The organism is Kitasatospora sp. NPDC087315 (assembly GCF_044744345.1).
Lineage (GTDB): Bacteria > Actinomycetota > Actinomycetes > Streptomycetales > Streptomycetaceae > Kitasatospora.
Map to the genome: position 1 here is coordinate 44512 of NZ_JBIUYD010000023.1, position 20824 is coordinate 65335.

At 74.0% G+C, this 20824-nt stretch carries 3 protein-coding genes (1 of these 3 cut by a window edge); all 3 read right to left on the minus strand.

The window, feature by feature from the left end; genetic code table 11:
- Window positions 1–19801, minus strand: partial view of an EndoU domain-containing protein gene (locus ACIO5D_RS28985; protein ID WP_400798818.1) — the 5' portion only. 15839 nt of this gene lie to the left of the window's left edge; only the first 19801 of its 35640 coding nucleotides appear in the window; its start codon is at window positions 19799–19801; its stop codon lies off the left edge, out of view.
- Window positions 19802–20005: 204 nt separating this feature from the next.
- A complete protein-coding gene (locus ACIO5D_RS28990; protein WP_363611112.1) occupies window positions 20006–20320 on the minus strand; it encodes a hypothetical protein in 315 nt (104 codons plus the stop codon).
- Complete coding sequence (locus tag ACIO5D_RS28995) at window positions 20313–20753, minus strand: YbaB/EbfC family nucleoid-associated protein (RefSeq protein WP_363611114.1); 441 nt, start codon at window positions 20751–20753, stop codon at window positions 20313–20315. Before ACIO5D_RS28995 ends, ACIO5D_RS28990 begins: the two co-directional genes overlap by 8 nt.
- Window positions 20754–20824 lie beyond the last annotated feature (71 nt).

A 20824-nucleotide genomic window follows, 5' to 3' on the forward strand; every position in this document is an offset into this window, starting at 1 on the left:
CCGGCGCGAGCGAGACGGTGTTCTGGGGCGACTCCGCGACGATGGTGGAGTCGTTCCACAACCGGTGCGGTTGGTCGAGGGTCGGGCGGTGGGTGAGGTGCCGGCCGTCCAGGGTGATCCCCTCGATCCGGACGCCGAGTGCCGTGCCGATCCAGTGCTCGGGCCCGGCACCGGGCGGGCTCTGCTGACGACGGTTCGCGTACGCCTCCGAGACCGCGTGCTCGACCGTGGAGGGCGTCCAGTTCCTGGGGTAGAACGTGTGGGCCTGCCAGTCGTCCCGCCGGCGCCAGGAGTCCGGGTGCCTGGCCTCGGGGGAGTCCGGGTTGATGCCCGGCTTGAGGAACCACACCCCGGCCCGGTAGGTGCCGTTGTCGTTCCTCATCCACGGCTCGTTGACCCGAATGCCGAAGAACTCGCCGGACTCCGCCGTCGGCTGGTGGTGCACACCGTCGAGCGTGTGGCGGTTGCCGTAGCGGACGTGGTCCTCGGTCGCCTGGCCGAACGCGCCCTCGGTGGAACGCCAGGGCAGGTGCGCGGGCTTGTCCAGCCCGTCCTGCCAGGTCGAGGGACGGAACGAGACGATCTGCTCGCCCCGCACCTCGCCCTCGATCCGCACGCCGGCGTACTCACCCAGGAAGTGGTAGGTCAGCTCGCCCGAGCGCTCGATGCCCACCGTCCGGCGGGCACTGAGCGGGTGCTCACCGGGGCGCGGGCCGTCGAGCAGCCCGGCACCCGCCGAGGGGACGAGCGGCGGGACGTCGCCCGCCCGGCGGGCGGCGAGGTGCGCCTGCTCGGCCGCGTACACGGCCTGCTCCGTCGTCCAGTGCTTCGGGAACATCGTCCGCGTCGTCCGGCCGGGCCGGATCTCCTCGATGTCGCCCGCCAGCCGACCGCTGTGCGTCGCCCGCTCGGCGGTCGTGCTCTCCACCTGGAAGGTCCCGTTGCGGTTCAGCGACCCGGCCACCTCGGCCTGCCGTGGCCGCCCCGAGCCCGGCAGCGGATACAGGTGCCCGCCCCGGCCGTCCGGGTTGCCGCGCAGCGCGGTCTCGATGACCTCGCCGCGCAGGCCGACCCGCGTCGGCAGCCCGTCGGCCGTGAAACCCGCCTCGGGCCGGCCGAGGACCCGGTCGATCCCCGTCCCCAGCTGCCGCAGATTGCGCGGCTGAAGGACCTGGTCGGCCGCGCGGCGCTCCGGCCACCCGTAGGGGTTGTCGCTCTCGACGTCGAAGCGGCCGCCGCGGATCACGGTCTGGCCTCCCATCAGACCGCCGTCCGGGTACACCGCGCGGTGGCCCCAGCCGGGCTTCGCCTCGCGGTACTCGTCGGGGAGCCCGAGGTGGTGGCCGAGTTCGTGCGCGAGGACGTACGACTCAAGGCCCAGGTGCCACGCCACGTGGTGCGCGCGCCCCGGCTCGGGGTTGATCACGATGGTCTGGGCACGCGGCCCGGCCGTATCGAGGAACTCGACCCGGATCCGCAACTGGTCGCCGTTGGGCAGCCGCTGGCCGAGGTTGTACGCCCGGTCGACGCCCTCCGCGGCCCGCCCCTTCATCGCGTCCAGCGCCTTGCGGACCTCCGGGTTCCGCAGATCCAGGGGGCTGGTGTCCAGGTGGAGCCGCATCGTCAGCACGGTCTCGCGGTCACCGTCGGGCAGGTCGACCCGATGGACCTCGAACCGCTGCCCGTGGCGGGTCTGCATCCCCCGGACGAACTCGACCTCCGGTGGCCCCACCGTTGTCAGACGGTTCCCCAGGTCCTCGGCGGCGGAGACCCGTCGTGCGAGTGGCTCGCCCCAGAAGTCGGTGATCAGACCGTCCCTGACCAGCACGTTGAGCCGGACACCACCGAAGGTGCCGCGGTGAACCATCGCGACCGGGGTGTCGGCGGCCGGGGTCGCATGGCCAGGAGTGCCCTCGACCGGTACCTCGTAGCCCCGCTCACCCCTGGCCGGCATCGCGTGGTCCGGCAGGCCCTCGCTGTGCGTCATGACCCAGTGGGCGGCGTACTCCCTGGTCTCCGGTGCCCAGTCCGCGGGCAGGCCGCGTCGCGTCGCGGCGTCGACTCCGGGGTGGAACCGGCCGCCGATGTCGTGCGCCGGGGCCGGGATCCACGCCCCGGGCGGGAGTTCCGGTGCGTCGGTCCGCAAGTCCGCCCGAAGTCCGTCGAGGTCACCGATCGTCCTGTCCCACAGGGACGGCACGATCTCCTCCAAAGTCCTCGGACCCCGGCCGCCTCCGACGACGACATCGGCATCGCCGTCGCCGGGCACGTCGAGGAACTCCAGCCGCAGCCGGAACAGCGTGTCCCCGCGGTTCCCGGCCATGGCGACCAGGTGGTCGGCCTGCTCCTGCAGTTGGCGCTTCACCGCGTCAACGGCAGCCGCGTCCGTCCCGGCGTCCTGCGCCAGTCGGATCCGGGGGGACACCTCCAGACCCTCCCGACCGTTCTCGAACAGCACCCGCCGAGCGCGCAGCGGCACCTCGAACATGCCGTCGGCCACGGGCCCGGACGCGCCCTCCCGAACCATGCGGTCCGCGGGCCACGCCCCGGACCACTGGTCGGCCGCCGGGCTGTGGACGACCACCCGGTCGTCCACCGCGACGCCCTCGATCCGTACCCCGTCGACCTCGCCCACCCAGTGCACGGCCCGGCCCTGGGGAAGCTCGGCGGGCACCGGACCCTCCGGGCCGTCGGCCCAGTACAGCGCGCGGTCCGGCAGGCGGTCTTCACGGGAACGGTTCCCGAAGGCCTCCTGAACCCGCTGTTCGGTGCTCTGCGCCGTCCAGTCCCGCGGATAGTACGTGCCCTTGCTCGGCGCGTCCTCGGCCCGGCGGAGATTGGACGGCAGGCCCGCCTCGGCCGATCCCGGCTCGACCCCCGGGACCGGCGACCACTCGTGAACGCGCACCACGCCGTTGCGGTCGGTCGTGTGCCCGCCGGCCGGCCAGGCGTCCGGCCGTACCAGGTCCGGAGCGCCCATCACGTGCCAGGACCCACCGGCCTTCGGGACGAACGGCCGCACCGCGACACCGGGCGGCGGCTCAACGGCCTTCCCGTCGATCCCGGTCTCCGGGCGGACGTCGATGATCAGCCAGTCGTCCATCCGGCGCACGTACGTCATGGCGACGTTCTCGAACGTCACCCGGCCGGTCACCCGGTCCGGGTCGCCCGGGAGCACCCGTTCGGGTTCCGTCGTCCCCTTCGTCACCGCGTACATGGCGTCGTGGGCCGTCCAACCGCCCGGCAGATGCCCCTCGCGCGAGACGAACTCAGGGGCGAACGCCGGCTCGATCAGGCTCATTTCCTGCGGCGTCACCTGGGTCTGGACCTGCGGCCGCCGACTGGTCCCGGGCTCGATCAGATCCGACATCCGCACCTGGGGCTCGGGCAGCCATCGCGTGCTCGGCGCCCTGGCCGCCAGCTCGGCGAGGTCCCCGTCGGCCAGGCCGGTGAAGTCCGGAAGCAAGGTCGTCAGATCGACGTCGGCCTCATGGTTCTCCGGCGTGATCCGGGTGTCGGAGTGCGCACCCTCCGGTGACCCGACAAGTCGGACGGTGATCCGGGTCAGGCTGAAGCCCGGCACCCCGTGGTTCTCGGCGTAGGCGTTCGCGGCGAGCTGCACCCGCCGCACGTAGGCCGACTGTTCGCCCGCATCGAGTCCGTCGAACCGCAGCCGGACCGGAACGACGAACTCGACGCCGAACTCGGCGTTGTTGAAGCGGACCCGCTGCACGGCGACCTCGCGGTCGTTGTCCGCTCCGATCCCCTCCACGTGCCGCGGCGTGCGCGCCTCCACGGCATCCCGGTCCCAACTGCCCTGCTCGTACTGCAGACCGGCCGGGCGATGGACGACGTGCTGCCCGTTCCTGGTGACGCCCTCGATCCGGACGCCCTCTGCGGCACCGACCCAGTAGGTGCTCCCGTCGGCGCGCACGAAGCTGTGCTCCGGCGTCTCGGCAGCACGCTCCACCGCGGCGAGAAGCCGCTCGGACGTCCAGTGCTTCGGGTAGAACGTGTGCGCTTCCCCGTCCGCCCGGCTCTGCCAGCGGGTCGGGAACCGGGACGCCGGCGAGGACGGGGAGATCACGGGATCCAGGAACCAGACCCTCCCCTGGTAGGTGCCGTTGGGGTGCCGGCCACCGTGTACCGGCGGATCGACCCGGAGACCGTGCTTCTCGGCGACCCCGGCCTCCGGCGGGTGGTGGGCGCCCGTGAAGGTCTGCCGGTCGCCGTAGCGGACGACGTCCGACACCCGCTGCCCGAACAACCCGTCGGTGGCGCTCCACGGCACGTAGGCAGGCGTGTCGAGCCCGCTCTGGTCGCGCGAGGGCCGGAACGAGGTGAAGTCGGCTCCCCGGATCTCACCCTCGATCCGCACCCCGGCGTACTCGCCGGTCCAGCGGTACGAGACCGGCCCGGTCTCGGTGACATCGCCGGTCCGGCGGGCGTGCAGGTAGGCCTGCTGCGCCGCGTACACCGCGTCGTCGGCCGTCCAGTGCTCGGGGAACATCATCCGGACCCGCCCGGGCCCCGAGAGGGCCGTGTCGTCCGCCACCCGGCCGCCCGGCGCCTCACCGGCGTCGGCGAGGAACGTGCCGTTGCGGTTGACCGCACCGTTCTCGCCGAGGAGCGCGCCATTGGGGTTGACGTCACGTTCCTCGCCGAGGTTCGGGCCCTCGCGGTTGATGTCACGCGGCAACGGCGACAGGCGGCGCCGCTCGGAGGCCGCCGGCGGGGTCAGGTGCCCGCCCCGGCCGTCCGGGCCGTCGAAGAGCGCGGCCCGCCGCACGGCCTCGGGGAACACCGCCCGCTCCGGCGGCTCGAACCCGTTCGGCTTCCGCGGGGTCGTCCCGAAGGCCCGGTCGAGCACCTCACCCAGCTGGATCAGGTTGCGTGGCATCAGCTGGTTCGCGCCGCCGAACTCCTCGCTCTGCAGCGTCCGGTAGTCCCAGTCGACCGCGTAGCGGCCGACGGTGTCCTTGAAGCCGCCTCCCATCAGCCCGGCGTCCGCGTACACCGGCCGCGGGCCCACCGACGCGGCACGGCGCTCGTCGTCCAGGCCGATCATGTAGCCGATCTTCTGAGCCTGGACGGACCACGGATCGTGCAGTCCCCAGTCACCCGGCTGCCGGCGTTCGTGGGGCTGCCGCACCGTGATCGTGTGGGCGGCCTCCGACGGGCGGTCGGCGAAGCGGACCTCGACCTTCAGCAGGTCCCCGTTGGGCAGCCGCTGGCCCCGGTCGAAAGCCTGGCTGACCGCCTCCTCGACCCGGCCCCGAAGGAGCGGCAGCTCCGTCGCGTAGGGCTCCGCGTTCGGGTCCGCCTCCTGCCCCACCCTGAGGTGCAGATTCACCGACAGGACGGTCTGCGTGTCGCCATCGGGCAAGGCGACCCGTCGGGCCTCGAAGCGCAACCCCGTGCGCTCCTGGATGGCGGCCGTGGCCAGCAATCGCACCGGCTCGGGCGAAGAATCGAACAGCCGTTGCCCGAACCGCTGTCCGGGCTCGCCCCAGACGTCCGTGATGAGCCCGTTCTCGTGGCGCACGTTGATCCGGACGCCGGCGAACTCGTCACGGAGCACGACCGGCGGCCTGCCGTCGGCGCCCGGACCGCCGACCACGTCGCCCGCCAGTGGGTAGTGGCCCTGGTCGAGAAGGTCCCTGCGGGCCCGGTAGATGTCGGCGGCGGCCCGGCGGACCTCGTCCGCCGTCCATTCCGCCGGCAGGCCGCGACGGGACTCCCAGGCCGGCCCGCTGAACAACAACCGGTCGCCCTCGACGGTCCCCCCGAACCCGTCGAGCAGGGCGGGCACCGGCTCGTCGGCAGCCGGCAAGCCCGGCTCGCGCAGGTGGAGCAGCGGGAGGTCTTCTCGCGTGGCCAGCCGTGGCGCCTGCTCGGTGAGCCGGTCCAGCGCGGCGGTCAGGCCCGGCCCGTCGGCGACGAGCTCCGCCGGCAGGTGGTCGGCCAGCAGCACCAGGAGGGTGTCGGCCGAAACGGTGCGGGTCAGCTGGGCGGCGGCCGGATCCTCGGTGAACTCCAGATCCACGGTCACCAGCCGGCCGTCGGCCCGGACGACGACATGATCGTCGGCCTGCCGTCGCAGCTGGTCCCTGGCCCCGGCCAACTGCTGGGGCGTCGCCCCCGCCTCCCCCTGCAGGTGGACCTTGACGGAGAACCGGACGGCCTCCTGGCCGCTGTCGAGCAGGTGGCGCCGACCGGTCAGGGTCAGTGCGCCGACCGCCACGTCCGCCGGCTCGGAGCGGTCCGCCACGCCGCGCGGGTCCCAGCGGTCGTACGGGGCGTGCGGCGTCGTCTCCGCCGGGCCGTGGGCCACGATCCGGCCGTCCCGGGAGATACCCACGACCGGCATCAGGCTGATGTAGTCCCCCAGCCACCGGACGGTGCGGCCACCGTCCGTGGACAGCTCCCTGCTCCGGCTCTCGAAGGCCTGCTGGGCCACCTCCGCCATGATCTCGGGCGGGACCCACTCCGGGTAGAGCAGGTGCCCACGGTCGTCGGCCGACGTGTGCCAACGGGAGCCGAAGGCGGCCATCGGCGCCCCCGGCTCCACGGCCTCGTCCAGCGTCCACACGCGCACGCGTTGGAAATCGCGCACGTTCGCCGGAGGAAGATCCACCAGGTCCACGCCCCTGGCCTGCAGTTCCTCGGGCGTGGGACGGGTGTGGATCTCGGCGGAACTCCACCAGCCCCGACGGACCGTCGGTTCCCCGGCGGTGCGGGGCGCGGGGCGGAGCACCTCGTACGGTGGCGGCGTCAGGCCCCGCTGGTCGGCGGAGGGACGGAAGGAGAGGAACTCGCCGTTCTCCCCCAGCTCGCCCTCGATCCGGACACCGGCGTACTCGCCCTGCCAGTGGTGACCGGTCCCCGTCCCGACGACTCCGCCGTTGCGGCGGGCGTCGAGGTAGGCCTGCTCGGCCGCGTACACGGCCTGCTCCTCGGTCCAGTGCGCCGGGAAGCGGGTGTGCTCCCGGCCCGCGCCGGCCTCGTCGCTCCGGGTCCGCAAGGTGCCGTTGGCATGGCGGTGGACCACCTCGCCCAGGGCCGCTTCGCGCAGCACCTCCCTCCGGACGTCCGCTCCGAACGTCGCCCTGGCCGGCGGGTTTTCGGCCCCGTGGCCGGCTCCGGCGGGCAGGCCGAACGCCTGGTCGACCTCGGCCCCCAGCTCGCGCAGCCGCTCCGCGGACGGGACGGGGACGGCCCGGTCGGTGCCGCCGGCCAGGTGGTTCTCCACCGGCAGGCCGAGCAGGCGCCCCAGGTGGTGGACCATCGTCTCCCGCGAGGTCGTCACACCCCAGGAGGCCTCGTCGCCGGCCGCCGTCGTGGGGTTCAGCCGGACGGTGTGATGAGCGGTTCCGGGGGCGTCGACGAACTCGATTCGAACACGAAGCACCCGGCCGTCGGGCAGCCGGTGGCCGGTGTTGAAGGCCTCTGCGGCCTCCCTGGCCGTGACCTTCAGGTCCTCCGCCGTGCGGTTCCAGCCGGCGCGCTCCCACGGCTGCGCGGCCGACACGTCCAGGTGGGTGCGCAGGACGAGGACGGTGGCCTCCTCCCCGCCCTCGCCCAGGGTGCCGCGCCGCACCTCGAACGGCCGCTGCGGGCCGGCGCCGGGCGCGGCTGCCGCCAGGTGGCCGGGCTGCGGCACCAGCGGGATCTCGACCGACGCGTGGCCGGTCAGCAGCGCCGACCTCGGGTCGGGCGCGGCCGCGTGCTGCGCCGCGGTGTGCGCGACCGGCGCCGGCGCGTGCAGCATCTGCAGGTCCGGCCGCTCCGCGCGGGGGCGGGGCCGGTGCTGGGGCTCGAAGACCTGGTCCGGCGTCCCGTGGAAGTCGGTGATCTCACCGTTCGTCAGCTCGACCCGGAGCTCGGCACCGGCGAAGCGCCCGACGACGGTCTCCGACGAGCCCGGGGCGACCCCGGCCAGGTCCGCGACCCTCCGCGCCGCGTGGCGCTGTTCCACGACCGTCCACTCGGGGGGCAGGCCGCGGCCCGCACCGGCGGCGAGACCCGCCGCGATGGCCGGCCCGGCGCCCGCGTCCAGGCGTGCGTCCGTCTCCAGCCGGGTCACGGTCTGCGGGCGCTCACCGGTGCCGGGGGTCACCGGCGGGCGCAGCGGCGCCGCCGGCGCCACGTCGTCCAGGTGGAGGCGGTGGGCCCAGGTGACCGGATGCGCTCCGTCGAGTTCGGTGACGAGCCCGCGGAGATTCCAGAGGCGCGAACGGAGATTCGTCTCGAATACGAAATCGATGGCCGGCGACAGTGGTGGGAGCCCCGGAGTGACAGCCTCGGGCCGGACGAAGTCGAGCCTCACCCGGACCGACGGGTCGCCGGGCTGGAGCGACTGCCGGGTGTAGGTGTCCGCGATCCCCTGGAGCGCCCTCCGCTGCTCGGGAGTCGTCTCGCCCGCCCGCACCTGGACGACCAGCTCGCTGCGCAACTCGCCGTTGCCGAGCAGGTCGCGGCGGAAGGTGACGCCGATGTGGTCACCGTCCTGCTGCAACGGGTGCGCCACGAAGGTGGTCACCACCCTGCCGCCGTCACCGTGGCGGAACGGCTGCCAGGTGGTCGGCCGGTGGGCGAGGTGCTGACCGTCGCGGAAGATGCCCTCGATCCGGACGCCCTGGGACGTCCCGATCCAGTGCAGGCTCCCGTCGGCCAGCTCCGTCTCGTGCAGCCTGGCCCGGTAGGCCTGGTCCACCTGGTCGAGGAGCTGCTCGGGCCCCCATTCCCTGGGGTAGAACATCTGGCTCGGCTCGTCGGCGCGGCGGTACTGCCGGGACGGGAAGTCGCTCAGCGGCGCGTGCGGCGAGACCGCCGGGTCCAGGTACCAGACGGTCGCCCGGTAGGTGCCGTTGGCGTTCGCCGGCTGGGGCGGGTCGATGCGCAGGCCGTGGTGGGCGGGCGTCATACGCCGCCCGTGGTGGTGGACGCCGGTGAGGGTGTGCCGGTCGCCGTAGCGGGCCAGGTCCTCGACCCGGTGGCCGAAGAGCTGCGCCTCCCTGGGCGGCAGCCAGGGCGGTGTGTCGAGCCCGCTCTGGTCGAGCGAGGGCCGGAACGAGGTGAAGTCGTCCCCCCGGATCTCGCCCTCGATGCGCACCCCGGCGTACTCGCCGGTCCAGCGGTACGAGACGGGGCCGGTCTCGGTGACGCCACCGGTCCGGCGGGCGTCCAGGTAGGCCTGCTTCGCCGCGTACACCGCGTCGTCGGCCGTCCAGTGCTCGGGGAACATCATCCGCAGCGACCGGGAATCGAGGCGCGCGTCCGGCGCGCCCGCCAGCCGGTCGCCGGGGACCTCGGCGCCTGCCACCAGGTAGGTGCCGTTGTGGTTGAGGGTCCTGGGCAACGGCTCCGGCCGGGGACGCTCGGAGGCCGCCGGCGGGGCCAGGTGCCCGCCCCGGCCGTCCGGCCCGTCGTGGAGCGCGGCCCGCCGGGTGTCCTCACCGAAGGACGCCCGGGCCGGGAGCTCGCCGGGGTCGGGCTGCCGGGGGGCGGTCCCGAAGGCCCGGTCGAGCACCGCGCCCAGCTCGTCCAGGTTGTGGGGCCGCAGCGCCACCGGGGGGTTGGCGGTCCTGTCGTGCTCCATGAGGGGGTGGTCCGCGTCGTACCAGACCCGGCCGCGCTGGTCGAGCGTGGGAGCGGTCATGAGGCCGGGCTCCGGGTAGACCGGCCGGGGGCCGGCCTCCGCACGCCGGTACTCGTCCCCGAGGCCGAGCAGGTGGCCCACCTCGTGGCCGATCACCCTCGGGGCGGAGTGCACGCCCCAGCTCTGCGCGTCCTCCTGCGTCTGGTCGAGCTGGACGTCGACGACGTGGTGGGCGTCCTCCGGACGGTCGACGAACTGGACCGCGACCTCCAGCAGGTCTCCGTTGGGCAGCCGCTGGCCCTGGTCGAAGACGTCCCGGACGCCCGCCTCGGCGGTGAGCAGCATCCGGTCGAGGTTCCGCGCGATCTCTGTCGGGCTCGTCCCCAGGTCGATCGGGCGCGGGTGGATCCGGACGGTCAGGACGGTCCTGGTGTCCCCGCCGGGCTCCGCCACCCGCCGGGCCTCGTAGGACTGGATGAACTGGGCCTGCAGGCCGGCGAGGAACGGATCGGTGGGCGGCCGGACCTCCGCCGTGGCCAGCACCCGCACGGGCGCCGGCGCCGGGGCCGCCAAGGCCTGGTCGCCGAGGCGCTGGCCGGGCGCGGCCCAGAAGTCCGTGATCATCCCGCGGTCGACCAGCAGCCTGAGGCCGACACCGGCGAACTCACCGGTGAGGATCTCCGGTTGCGGGCGGCCCCGGCCGCTGCCCCGAAGATCCTGGAAGACCTGGTGGGCGGCGTGGCGGGCCTCGTCACGTGTCCACTCCGGAGGCAGGCCGAAGCCGCCGTTGTCCCGGGCGGTGGGGGCGAACGGGCCCAGGACACGCTCCGGGGCCGGGGGCGGCACAACGACGGTGTCGAGCGACGCCTCGTGGTCCTCGGCGGGGTCGCGCAGGCGGAGCAGTGGCGCGAAGTCGGGGTTCATGTCCCTCCGCGCGCGACGGGTGGCGTCGGACACGGCGTCGACCAGCTCGGCGGCCCGCTCCGGCCGGAGCGCCTGCGGCAGGAGGTCCGTGAGGTTCGGGCCGTCCCCGGGGTGGACGGCGGTGCTCCAGTCGGCGTCCCGCGGGTCCGCGGTGAACTCCAGCGACAGCGCCAGGCGCCGGTTCTCGAAGGGGTCGTCGGGGTTCGAGCGACCACGGTAGTCGTCGAAGTGCCGGCCGGCCCGGCGGGCCAGCTGCTCCTGCACCTGGTGGACCTGCTCGGGCGTCATCCCGACGGCCGGCCTCAGCTGGATCCTGAGGGTGACCAGGTGGACCTCGTGGCCGCTGTCGCGGAGGAGCCACCGTCCGCCCATGGCCTGGCCCTGGAACCGCACCTCCCTCTCGTCCGACAGGAAGAGCTCGCGGCTCTGCCTCCAGTACGGGTTGGGGTCGGGCCGGTCCTCGGCCGGTCCGTGCGCCACGACCCGGCCGTCCTGCGAGATCCCGGCGATCGGCAGCTCGTCGAAGCCGCCGAGCCAGCGGGTCCGGCCGTCCCTCAGGCCGACGCGGAGGGTCTGGGGGTCGGCCGCCACCGTGGCGGCCGCATGGGCGGCCTGCTCGGGCGTCCAGTGCTCGGGGTAGAGCAGGTGCCCGCGCGGGTCCGGCGACCGCTGCCAGCGTGACGGGAACTGCGCCAACGGCGCGCCCGGGGCCACGGCCGGGTCGAGCTCCCGGACATCCGCCTGACGGGCGCCGTAGTCGGTCTCCTCCATCCCGTCCGAGAACCGCACGCCCCGGCGCCCCGCACCCGGCAGGCCGCCGCCGTGGGTGGGCAGGTCCGGGGAGAACCCGGCCGCCGTCAGGCCGTCCTGGTCGGCGGACGGGCGGAACGAGACGAACCCGCCCGCGCCGTCCAGCTCGCCCTCGATCCGGACGCCCGCGTACTCGCCCTGCCAGTGGCGGCCGGTCTCGGTATCCTCGACCCCGCCGTTGCGGCGTGCGTGGAGGTACGCCTGCTCGGCCGCGTACACCGCGCCCTCGGCGGTCCAGCGGGCCGGGAACAGGGTGCTCTCCCCGCCCGTCTCCGTCCGGACCAGCACGGTGCCGTTGGCGTGGCGCCACATCACCCGGTCCGGGCCGATCGCCTCCGGATGGAGGCCGGCCGGCAGGTGGCCCGCCGTCCCGGGGCCTCCGGTCAGCGCCCTGGTGCGGACCGCCTCGTCGAACACCGCCCTGGTCGGCAGGGGGGAGGAGTCGGTCCGGAAGGGCCCGCCAGACACCTGGTCCGCGACGCCGCCCAGCGCGTTCAGCCGCTCCGGTGTCAGCGCCGGGACGACCCGGCCCGCTCCGCCGCCCGTGTGCACCTCGACCGGCAGGTCGAAGGCGCGGCCCAGCTGGTGGACCAGCTCCTCCTGGGAGATCCCCAGGTGCCAGTTCCGGTCGTTCTGACGGGCGCTGCCGTCGTGCAGGCGCACCGTGCGGTGGGCGTCGGCCGCGTTCTCCACGAACTCCACCCGTACCCGCAGCAGGCTGCCGTCGGGCAGCCGGTGGCCGGTGCTGAACTGCTCGGCCCCGGCCCTGACCCGCGCCTCCAGCGCGTTCACCGCGGCCGTCCGGTCGACCGGCCGGCCCTGCGCGTCGTGGGTCGGCAGGACCGAGCGGTCCAGGTGGGTCCGCAGGACGAGGACCGTGGCGTCCTCCCCGCCCTGCCGCAAGGTGCCCCTCCGCAGCTCGAACCGGCGCTGTGGACCGCCGGCCGGCGTGACCTCGGCCGAGGTGTGGCCCGGCCGCAGCTCGGTTGCCGGGTCTGGAGCCGCGTGCGGAACGGCACCGGCCGCCGACGACGAGGAAGAGGAGGAGGAAGAGGAGGACGTCAGCGGCGCGCCGCTCGGCTCGGGAAGGGGGTGGGTGCGCTGGGGCGGGAACGTCTGGTCCGGCAGACCGCTGAAGTCCACGATCCGGCCGCCCTCGGTCCGGATCTCCATCCCGATCCCGCCGTACCGGCGCTCGGTGATCCGCTGGTTCGGGTTGTCCGGATCCACCCGGCTGGAGACCAGGGTCGCGTTGGCCGCCGCGTACCTGGCTTCGGCCGGGGTCCACTCGCGGGGCAGGCCGCGGCCGGCGTCCGGGGCGAGCGACGCGGCGAAGGCCCGTGTGAGGAACGGCTCCGCCTCCGTCATCCGGCTGACGGTGGGCGGGCGTTCACCCGTCCCGGGTGTACCGGGCTCGCGCAGCGGGGGCGCCACCGGGCGCGGGGGCCCGCTGTCCGTCCAGCCGGCCCCCGGGGCGCCGTCACCGAGCGAGCGGACCAGCTCCGGGAAGGGGGTCGGGGCGTCGGTCAACTCGGGCAGGAACGTCCGCAGGTCGAGGACGTCCGGGTCGGTGTCGCTGCGGACCGTGGCCCTGAAGTGGGCGTCCTGGGCGTTCTCGGTGAACTCGATCCTCAGCTTCACCGGCGGATCGCCCGCCGTCCGCTGTGCGCGGACGTAGGCGTCGGTGGCCTTCTGGAGCGCCTTCGGGAACTCCGCGACCGGGCCGGGCCGCATGCCCTCCTCGAAGCTCAGGTGCACCTTGGCGGTGAGTTCGATGCCCTCCTGCCCGCTGTCGAACCGGGCGTGCCGGACGGTCACCTCGTGGCCGCCGGCGCCGACCCTCACGGAGGTCGGCGCGGACAGCTCGACCACACTCTCCTGGCGCCAGTGGGTGAGCGGCTGCTCGGTGGTCGGCCGGTGGACCAGGTGGAGCCCGTCCCGGGTGATCCCCTCGATCCGCACGCCGCGTGCCTCGCCCACCCAGTGCACCGCACCGGAGTCCGTGCGCCGGGAGCTGCTCCGCGCCGCGTACGCGTCCCGGGCGGCGTCCAGGACGTCGCCCGGCGACCAGTTCTCGGGGTACAGCGTGTGCGTCTCGCCGTCGGCGCGGCGGTGCCAGCGTGACGGGAAGTTCTCCATCGGGGAGCCGGGGGCCACGGTCGGGTCGAGGAACCAGACGTCCGCCCGGTAGGTGCCGTTGTCGTGGGCCGGGGACGACGACCGCTCCACCTTGATGCCGTGGACCTGGGCGGCCGCCGGGGTCGGTGCGTGGTGGACGCCGGTGAGGGTCTGCCGGTCGCCGAAGCGGGTGTGCACCTCCGTGCCCAGACCGAAGACCCGGTTCGCGGGTCGCATCGGTTCGTGGGTCGGGGTGACCAGCCCGGTCTGGTCCTCGGAGGGCCGGAAGGTGCCGAAGTGACCGTTGGTCAGTTCGCCCTCGATCCGCACGCCGCCGTACTCGCCGACCCAGTGGTACGCGGCACCGTTCTCGGTGACCCGGCCGGTGCGGCGGGCCGTGTGGTAGGCCTGCTCGGCCGCGTACACGGCGTCGTCCGCCGTCCAGTGCTCGGGGAACATCGTCCGCTTGCCGCCCTGCGGCCCGTCGGCGGGCGCCGGACGGGGCGTCACCGCGAGATCGCCGGCCGACGCGCTGGTGACCACCCGCGGCGGCTCGACGGGCGGGGTCTCGACCCGGAAGGTGCCGTTGCGGTTCACCGGCTCGTTCGCCCGCTCCGGGCGGGGCCGGTCCGATCCCGGGCCCGGGTACAGGTGGCCGCCGGTGCCGTCCTCGCCGCCGTACAGCGCCGTACGGCGGGCCTGCTCGTCGAAGCCCGCCCGCGGCGGCGGTCCGCCGGGGGTCTGCGGCCGGACCGGCACGTCGAGCGCCGAGTCGACGACGGCACCGAGGTCCCGCAGGTAGCGCGGCGGCAGGCCGAGCGGGGCCCGTTGGCCGTCGACGACGAGCTGGTGGTCCTGGTCCACCGAGAACAGACCGGACCGGTTCAGCTCGTTGGAGGCCATGAGTGCGCCGTCCTCGTACACGGCCCGCGGGCCGAACCGGGCCTCGCGGTACTCGTCGGGCAGGCCCAGCGCGTGGCCGAGCTCGTGGGCGAGCGTCCGCTCGTCGGTGCCGAGGCTCCACTCCGTCAGGGACTCCCGCTCGCTGCTGCGGTGGATGACGGCGGTGTGATGGGCCTCCTCCGCGTGGTCCACGAACTCCACCTGGACCCGCAGCAGATCGCCGTTGGGGAGCCGCTGGTCCCGGTTGAACTGCTCGCCGACGCCGCGCCTCGCCCTGTCCCGCAGCTCGGCCAGCCCGGTACGGGTGGGCTCGTCCAGACCCGCTCCGGCCGTGGACTCCAGCCCCGAGGTGTCCAGGTGCAGCCGCAGCGTCAGCACGGTCTGGGTGTCCCCGTCGGGGAGTCCGACGCGCGCGGCCTCGAAGGACTGCCAGCGGCGGCCCGACAGCCCGCGTTCGAAGGCGTCCACCGGCGGGCGGACCTCGGCGGTGGCGAGGACGCGGCGCGGGCCGGTCTCCACGGTGTGCCGCGAGGTCCCGTCGTCCGTGCGGACGCCCCAGAAGTCGGTGATCCGGCCGTTCGCCACCTGAACGCCGATCTCGACGCCCGCGATGGTCCTCAGGCGCACCGGCGGGGCCGCCGCTCCGGTGGCCAGGAGGTCCGGCCGACCGCCCAGCGTGGACCGCGCGACCTGGTCGGCCGCGAACCGGGCCTCCTCGGCGGTCCACTCCGGCGGAAGCCCCCGGTGCGGCTTGTCCCAGGCCTCCTCGGTGAAGGACTTCCGCAGGCCGGGCAGCAGCGGCGTCATGGCGTCCGTGGTCCGGGGCAGCGGCTCGCCCGGGTGGACCGTGCCGGGCTCGCGCAGGCTGCCGGGCACCGGCTCCGGGAGGGCGCCCACCCGGAGGCCGTCCAGGGCCGCCGAGTTCGGGGCGGAGCGCTCCGCCATGAGCATCAGAGTGTGCTGACCACCCGCCTCCAGCAGGGGGGCGAGGTGGTTGCGCAGCTCGGGCGCCGTACCGGCGGTGACCGGGTGGCTGGAGTGGCTGCCGTCCGGGCTGTCCGTGAACTCCAGCCGCAGGTCGAGCAGGACCTCGTCGGGGAACTGCTGGGCGATGTACTCGTCGGCCTGTGTCTGGAGTCGCTGTCGTGCCTCGGTCACCTGGGCGGGCGTCATCGCGCCGTCCGCCTCCAGATGGATCCGCGCGGTGAGCTGGATGCCCTCCTGGCCGCTGTCGAACAGGACCCGCCGCAGGGTCACCGGGGCGTTCTGCCCCACCCCCAGCCTGACGGTGACGGGCGCCGAGCCGCCGACCTCGCCGGCCGCGTCCCAGCGGCCGTAAGGGGCGCGCGGGTTCGGCTGCGTCCCGGCCGGCCGGTGGACGAGGATCCGGCCGTCCCGGCTGAGTCCCTCGATCCGGACGCCGTAGGCCTCGCCGACCCAGTGCTCCGTCCGGCCGTCGGCCAGCGGCACCCGCCGCGTCGGGCCGGCGGCAGCGTCCTGCGCCGCCCACCCGGTCTGCTCGGCCGTCCAGTGCTCCGGGTAGCGCATCGGCGCCGGCCCGTCGGCCGGGCGGTGCCAGCGGCTCGGGAGCTCGGCCAGCGGCGAGTCCGTCGGCAGGGCCGGGTCCAGGAACCAGACCTCCCCGCGGGCGGTGCCGTTGGCGTGCAGGGTCGCCGGGTCCACGGGGGCGACCTGGAGGCCGTTCGCGTTCGCCGCCCAGGGATCGACGTTGTGGTGGACGCCGGTCATGGTCCGCCGGTCCCCGTAGTCGGAGCCGCGGCCGAGCCCTGCGGCGTGCGCCGGTGCGGGCCGGTCCGGTGCGTAGGCCGGAGCGGTCAGCCCCTCCTGGTTCCCCGAGGGCTGGAAGGAGGTGATCAGGCCGTCGCGCTGCTCCCCGCTGAACCGCACCCCCGCGTACTCGCCCACCCACCGGCGGGCGGTCGGCGGCAGCCCCCGGCTCACGGCGTCGAGGTGGGCCTGCTCGGCCGCGTACACGGCCTCGTCCGCCGTCCAGTGCGTGGGGAAGAGCGTCCGCTCCTGCACGGCGTCGCCCGTCGTCGTCTCCAGCCGCAGGGTGCGGTTGGGGTTCTCGTGGTACGTCCCGCCCGGGCCGGCCTCCCGGAGGGCGGGCGTCAGCAGACGGCCGTCCGGCCCGTACAGCGCGGCGTCGCGGACCTGGGGCGCGACGGTGGGGCGCGGTGCGGGAGCGGCGCCCTCCGGCCCGGTCACCGGGGAGAAGGCGCCGTCGACGGCGGTGCCCACCTCACGCAGCCCGCGCGTGACCGGTCCCTGCACGCTCCGGCGCGCACCGGGGGCGGTCTCACCGTGCGTCTCACGGTGGTCGTCCCGCAGGCCGAGGGCGTGGCCGAGCTCGTGGGCGAGCACGTCGCGGCTCACCCGCAGGCCCCAGTTGGCCCCGTCCTGGCGGACGGTGCCGGCGTGCAGCTTCACCGTGTGGTGGGCGGCGTCGGGCGCGTCGACGAACTCGACCCGGACCCGCAGCACGCTGCCGTCCGGCAGCTTGTGGCCGTTGTTGTAGGCGTCCGCCACGGCGGTCAGGGCGCGCCCGCGCACGGCCTCCACGGCCGGCTCGGAGCCCGCCGGGAGCGCGGAGGCGTCCAGGTGCGTCCGCAGGACGAGTTCGGTCGCCCGGGTGCCGTCCGGCAGGGTGCCGCGCCGCGCCTCGAACGGCTTTGCCACGGCGGTGTCCTGGGTCCCGGCGGGCCGCCGGACGTCCGCCGAGGTGTAGTCCGCCGCCAGGTACGAGCCGGGCGGCACGGGCACGACGTTCTGGTCCTCGCCACCGTGCGGCGGGACCACCGTGGGCGTCAGCGGGTCGGTGCTGTCCCCGGGCACCACGGGGTGGTCGACCGGCGTGAGCGGCGGCGTCACGGCCGACTGGCCGGCGAGCTCGGCGGATTCGGTGGATTCGGTGGACCGGGTGGGCGCCCGCGGGGTCAGCGGCGGCAGCTCGGTCGTCGAGTCCCGCGCGGTGTCCGCCTGCGGCTTCCCGGACTTCGGGGTCTGGCCGGGGTCGTCGGTCAGCAGCTGGGGCGGCGTCGGCACCGGCGGCTCGTCGCCCTGGGTACGGCCGGGCCGGCCGGTGTCCTGGCCCAGCAGGATCGACGCGATGCTCTCGGTCGGCCGCTCGGTCCCAGTGCGCGGCTCCTGCGCCAGGTGGCGCCCGTTGGGGTCGGTGCCCGCCGGCGGGCGCGGCGTGGTGGGCGGCGCAGGGTTCGGACCCGGGTGGTCGGAGGAGGCGGTGGGGACGGGCGCCGGCCTGCCGACGGTGCCGTTCGCGGGGGCGGTCGTCGCCGTGGCGGTCTGCTGCGTCTGCTGCGGCGTGTGCTGGTTCGACTCCTCGGTCCGGTTGGGCTGGACCGGCGGCAGGTCGGTGACGGACTGGGTGGTCCGGGGGGTCGGCCTGCCGGGCGCACCGGTCTTCGGGGCGTCCTGCTTCGGCGTCTCGGACCTCGGCGCGTCCGGCTTCGGGCCGGTCGCCGGGTCGTCGTGCGACTGCACCCGGACGGGCGGGGTGGTGGCCGGCCCGGCGGTGGTCGAGGTGGCCGGCTTGGCGTTCGGCGCCAGGTGCTCGTCCGTGCCGGAGGTCCGCGACGGCCGCGCCGGCGGAGGCGTGGCGGGGGCGTCGAGGCTGCCGAGGTCACCGAGGAAGTGCAGGCCGGCCAGGCCCACCGGCTCGTGCGCGGAGCGCTCGTCGGCCACGAAGTCCGCGTACTGCAACAGCGACTGCATCCACTCGGCGACCTCCGGGTCGGCCTTCGGGGAGTTGATCTTGAGCCCCGAGGCGTGCCCGATGTTCTCGGCCACGTCCTCCAGCGAGTTGATGTGCCGCAGGCTGGCGGCCTCGAAGTCATGGCTGTGCCCCATCCGGGGCACCGGGAACGGCACCACCTTGCCGGACGCGAGGCAGGCCAGGGCGGCGAAGTTGATCGGGTGGTAGAGCGGGAAGTGCGAGGACGCCCCGGCTTCCACCGCCGCGTTCTGGGTCGTCTGGACCCAGTCGACGTACCTGTGCATCAGCGGGCCGGCGCCGACGTGCATGACGTGGCCCATCATGCCGGTCAGCATCCCGCCGAGGAAGCTTCCCCCGGTGACGGTGAACTCGTGGTTCTCCCCGAAGATGAGGTTGTAGAAGCCCTCGGTGAGGACGTTCTGCACACCGGCCTGGATGTACCCGCCGACCGCCACCCCGAGGCCGTAGGCCCTGTTCCCGCTCCCCATCTGCTCGGCGAGCGCGGGCAGTTCCTGGGTCAGCATCTTCACCTGGCGCGCGGAGAGCTTCTCCGCGCTCTCGTGCGAGAGGGCCCCTTCGAGCGCGCCCTTGACGCCTTCGAGCCGCTCCGCGCCCTTGGCCCCCCACTTGGAGGCGAAGGCCTCGCCGAACTCCTTGCCGAGCGCCTTGGCGGCCGCGGCCCCGCCGAGTTCCTTGCCGAGGTGCTTCGTGAAGACCTTCTCCATCTCCTTGACGAACATCCCGGAGAGGGCGTCGGTCCCCTTCTTCCCGAAGCCGTGCTGCAGTTGCTCGGTGGCCGCCTCCATCAGGCTGCCGAGCTCGCGCGCGAAGGCCTTGGCCTCGGCCTTGGTGAAGGTCTCTCCCGCGACCTTCTCCCCCGACTTCGCGAGCCCCTTGCCCACCGAACCCAGCGGCCCCTTCAACGCGTCCTTCTCGGCCGCCTTGGTGGCCGACTCCAGCAGGGCCTTGAGGCCCTGGATGTCGCCGTGCACCAGGTAGTTGCTCAGCTGGTCGGCCAGCAGCCGGCCGCCGCTCTTGCCGAGCAGCTTCCCGAGCAGCTTGCCGAGCCCCAGCCCGAAGAGTTCCAGCGGGCCGCCGAGCACACCGCCGATGACGCCGAAGAGGAGCGCCTGCTTGGTGTACTCCTTGTCGATGTGGTCGCGGTTGCCCTGCCCGATCTGGAGGTTCTGGATGATGCCGTCCATCAGCAGACCACCCACGATGCCCGAGAACGTGTGCATCGCGATGGTCTTGAGCAGGTACTTCATCAGCGCCTGGAGCGCGACCTTGGTGAGCAGCTTCCTGAGCACCAGCCCGGACAGGCTGGCGCCGAAGCTGAACGGCGCCCAGAAGATCGCCAGCGCGATCTCGATCATCAGCTGCACCAGCTGGGCGATCGCCATCCACTTGGTGTACTCGACCGAGTTGGCCACGTCGCCGGCGCAGTCCGCCAGCGCCTTGGCGGTCTTGGCCGCCGCCGACACGTAGTCCTCCCCGTTCCCGCCGGCCTTGCCGATGAACGAGTTCAGCTGCCAGGCGAACTTCGTGGCGGCCTCGCCCTCGAACTGGTCCTTGCAGTGCTTCGCCACCTTGGCGATCAGGTCGTGCAGTTCGGGCAGTTCCTGAGCCAACCGCTCGTAGGCGTCCCGCACCTCGCGCAGGTCTCCCTCCTTCACCTCCGGCCAGGGCATGCCGGTGATGATCGTGAAGAAGCGCGCTGTCGAGGCATTGACCTCGATCGAGGAGTGGGGCACGTGCTGCCTGCCGTTCCGGTCGTTCCAGGGGGCGCCCGCGCGCCGTCACCGCTTGTCGGGGGTCCTACGGCCGGGTTGTCCGCCGGTCCGGGGAGGGCTTCAGAGGGCTGGGGTCGGAGGGTTGGGGTCGGAAGCCCGGGCTCAGAGGCCGTTGGCGAGGTCGAGGGAGTGGTCGTCGGCCCTGTCGAGCGTCTCGGCCAGCACCTCACCGTTCTCGCCGACCGAACCCATCGTGCCGTTGATCTTGAGGATCAGCTGGTACAGGTTCGTGGTGCCCTCGTCGACCTGCGCGTGGTACTGCTGGCCGATCTCGTCGTGGCCGCCGACCGTCAGGTTCGTTTCGTTGATGAACTCCGCGTCCGCCAGGACCTTCGCGGTCAGCTTCTTCAGCTCGAAGAACTCGGCGAAGCTCTGCTTGAGCATCGCGGTCTTGGCCGTGGTGCCATGGCTAGCCATGGAACTCCTCCTGACGGTCCGCCTTCTTCTTCCGGTCCGGCGCCTCGTAGCCCGGGCGCATCGCCCAGAGCGGTTCGAGGATCTCGTCGAGCTCGGTGCCGCCGGTCATGGAGAGCCGCAGGGTGTCGCCGAGGCCGTCGAACCGGCCGATCCGTTCGGCGACCTGCTCGCCCACGGCCGCGCGGGCCTCGTTGAGCGAGTCGGTGAGGACCTTCGCCAGTTCGGCGGGGGCCATCTCGCGGTAGCCGTTGGTGTGGAAGGTCATCGAGACGACCTGCCCCTGCGAGCCGACCTTGACGGTGACCATCCGGTCCTTGGAGGTGACCGAGGCGGTGAGCTCGTTCATCTCCTTCTGCATCGCCTCGGCCTTGGCCAGCTCGCTCTGCATGTCAGCCATCGCCTGGGCGATCTGTTCCGCGAACGGGTTGCTCATGTGCTGCTTCCTGTCTTGTCGTCAAAGGCCGGGCCGCCGGGCCCACCCGAGGGCGGGCCCGGCACCCCAGT

Coding starts and splice junctions, on each gene's coding strand:
- ACIO5D_RS28990 (WP_363611112.1), bottom strand. CDS start 20,320: ATGGCTAGCCATGGCACCACGGCCAAGACCGCGATGCTCAAGCAGAGC.
- ACIO5D_RS28995 (WP_363611114.1), bottom strand. CDS start 20,753: ATGAGCAACCCGTTCGCGGAACAGATCGCCCAGGCGATGGCTGACATG.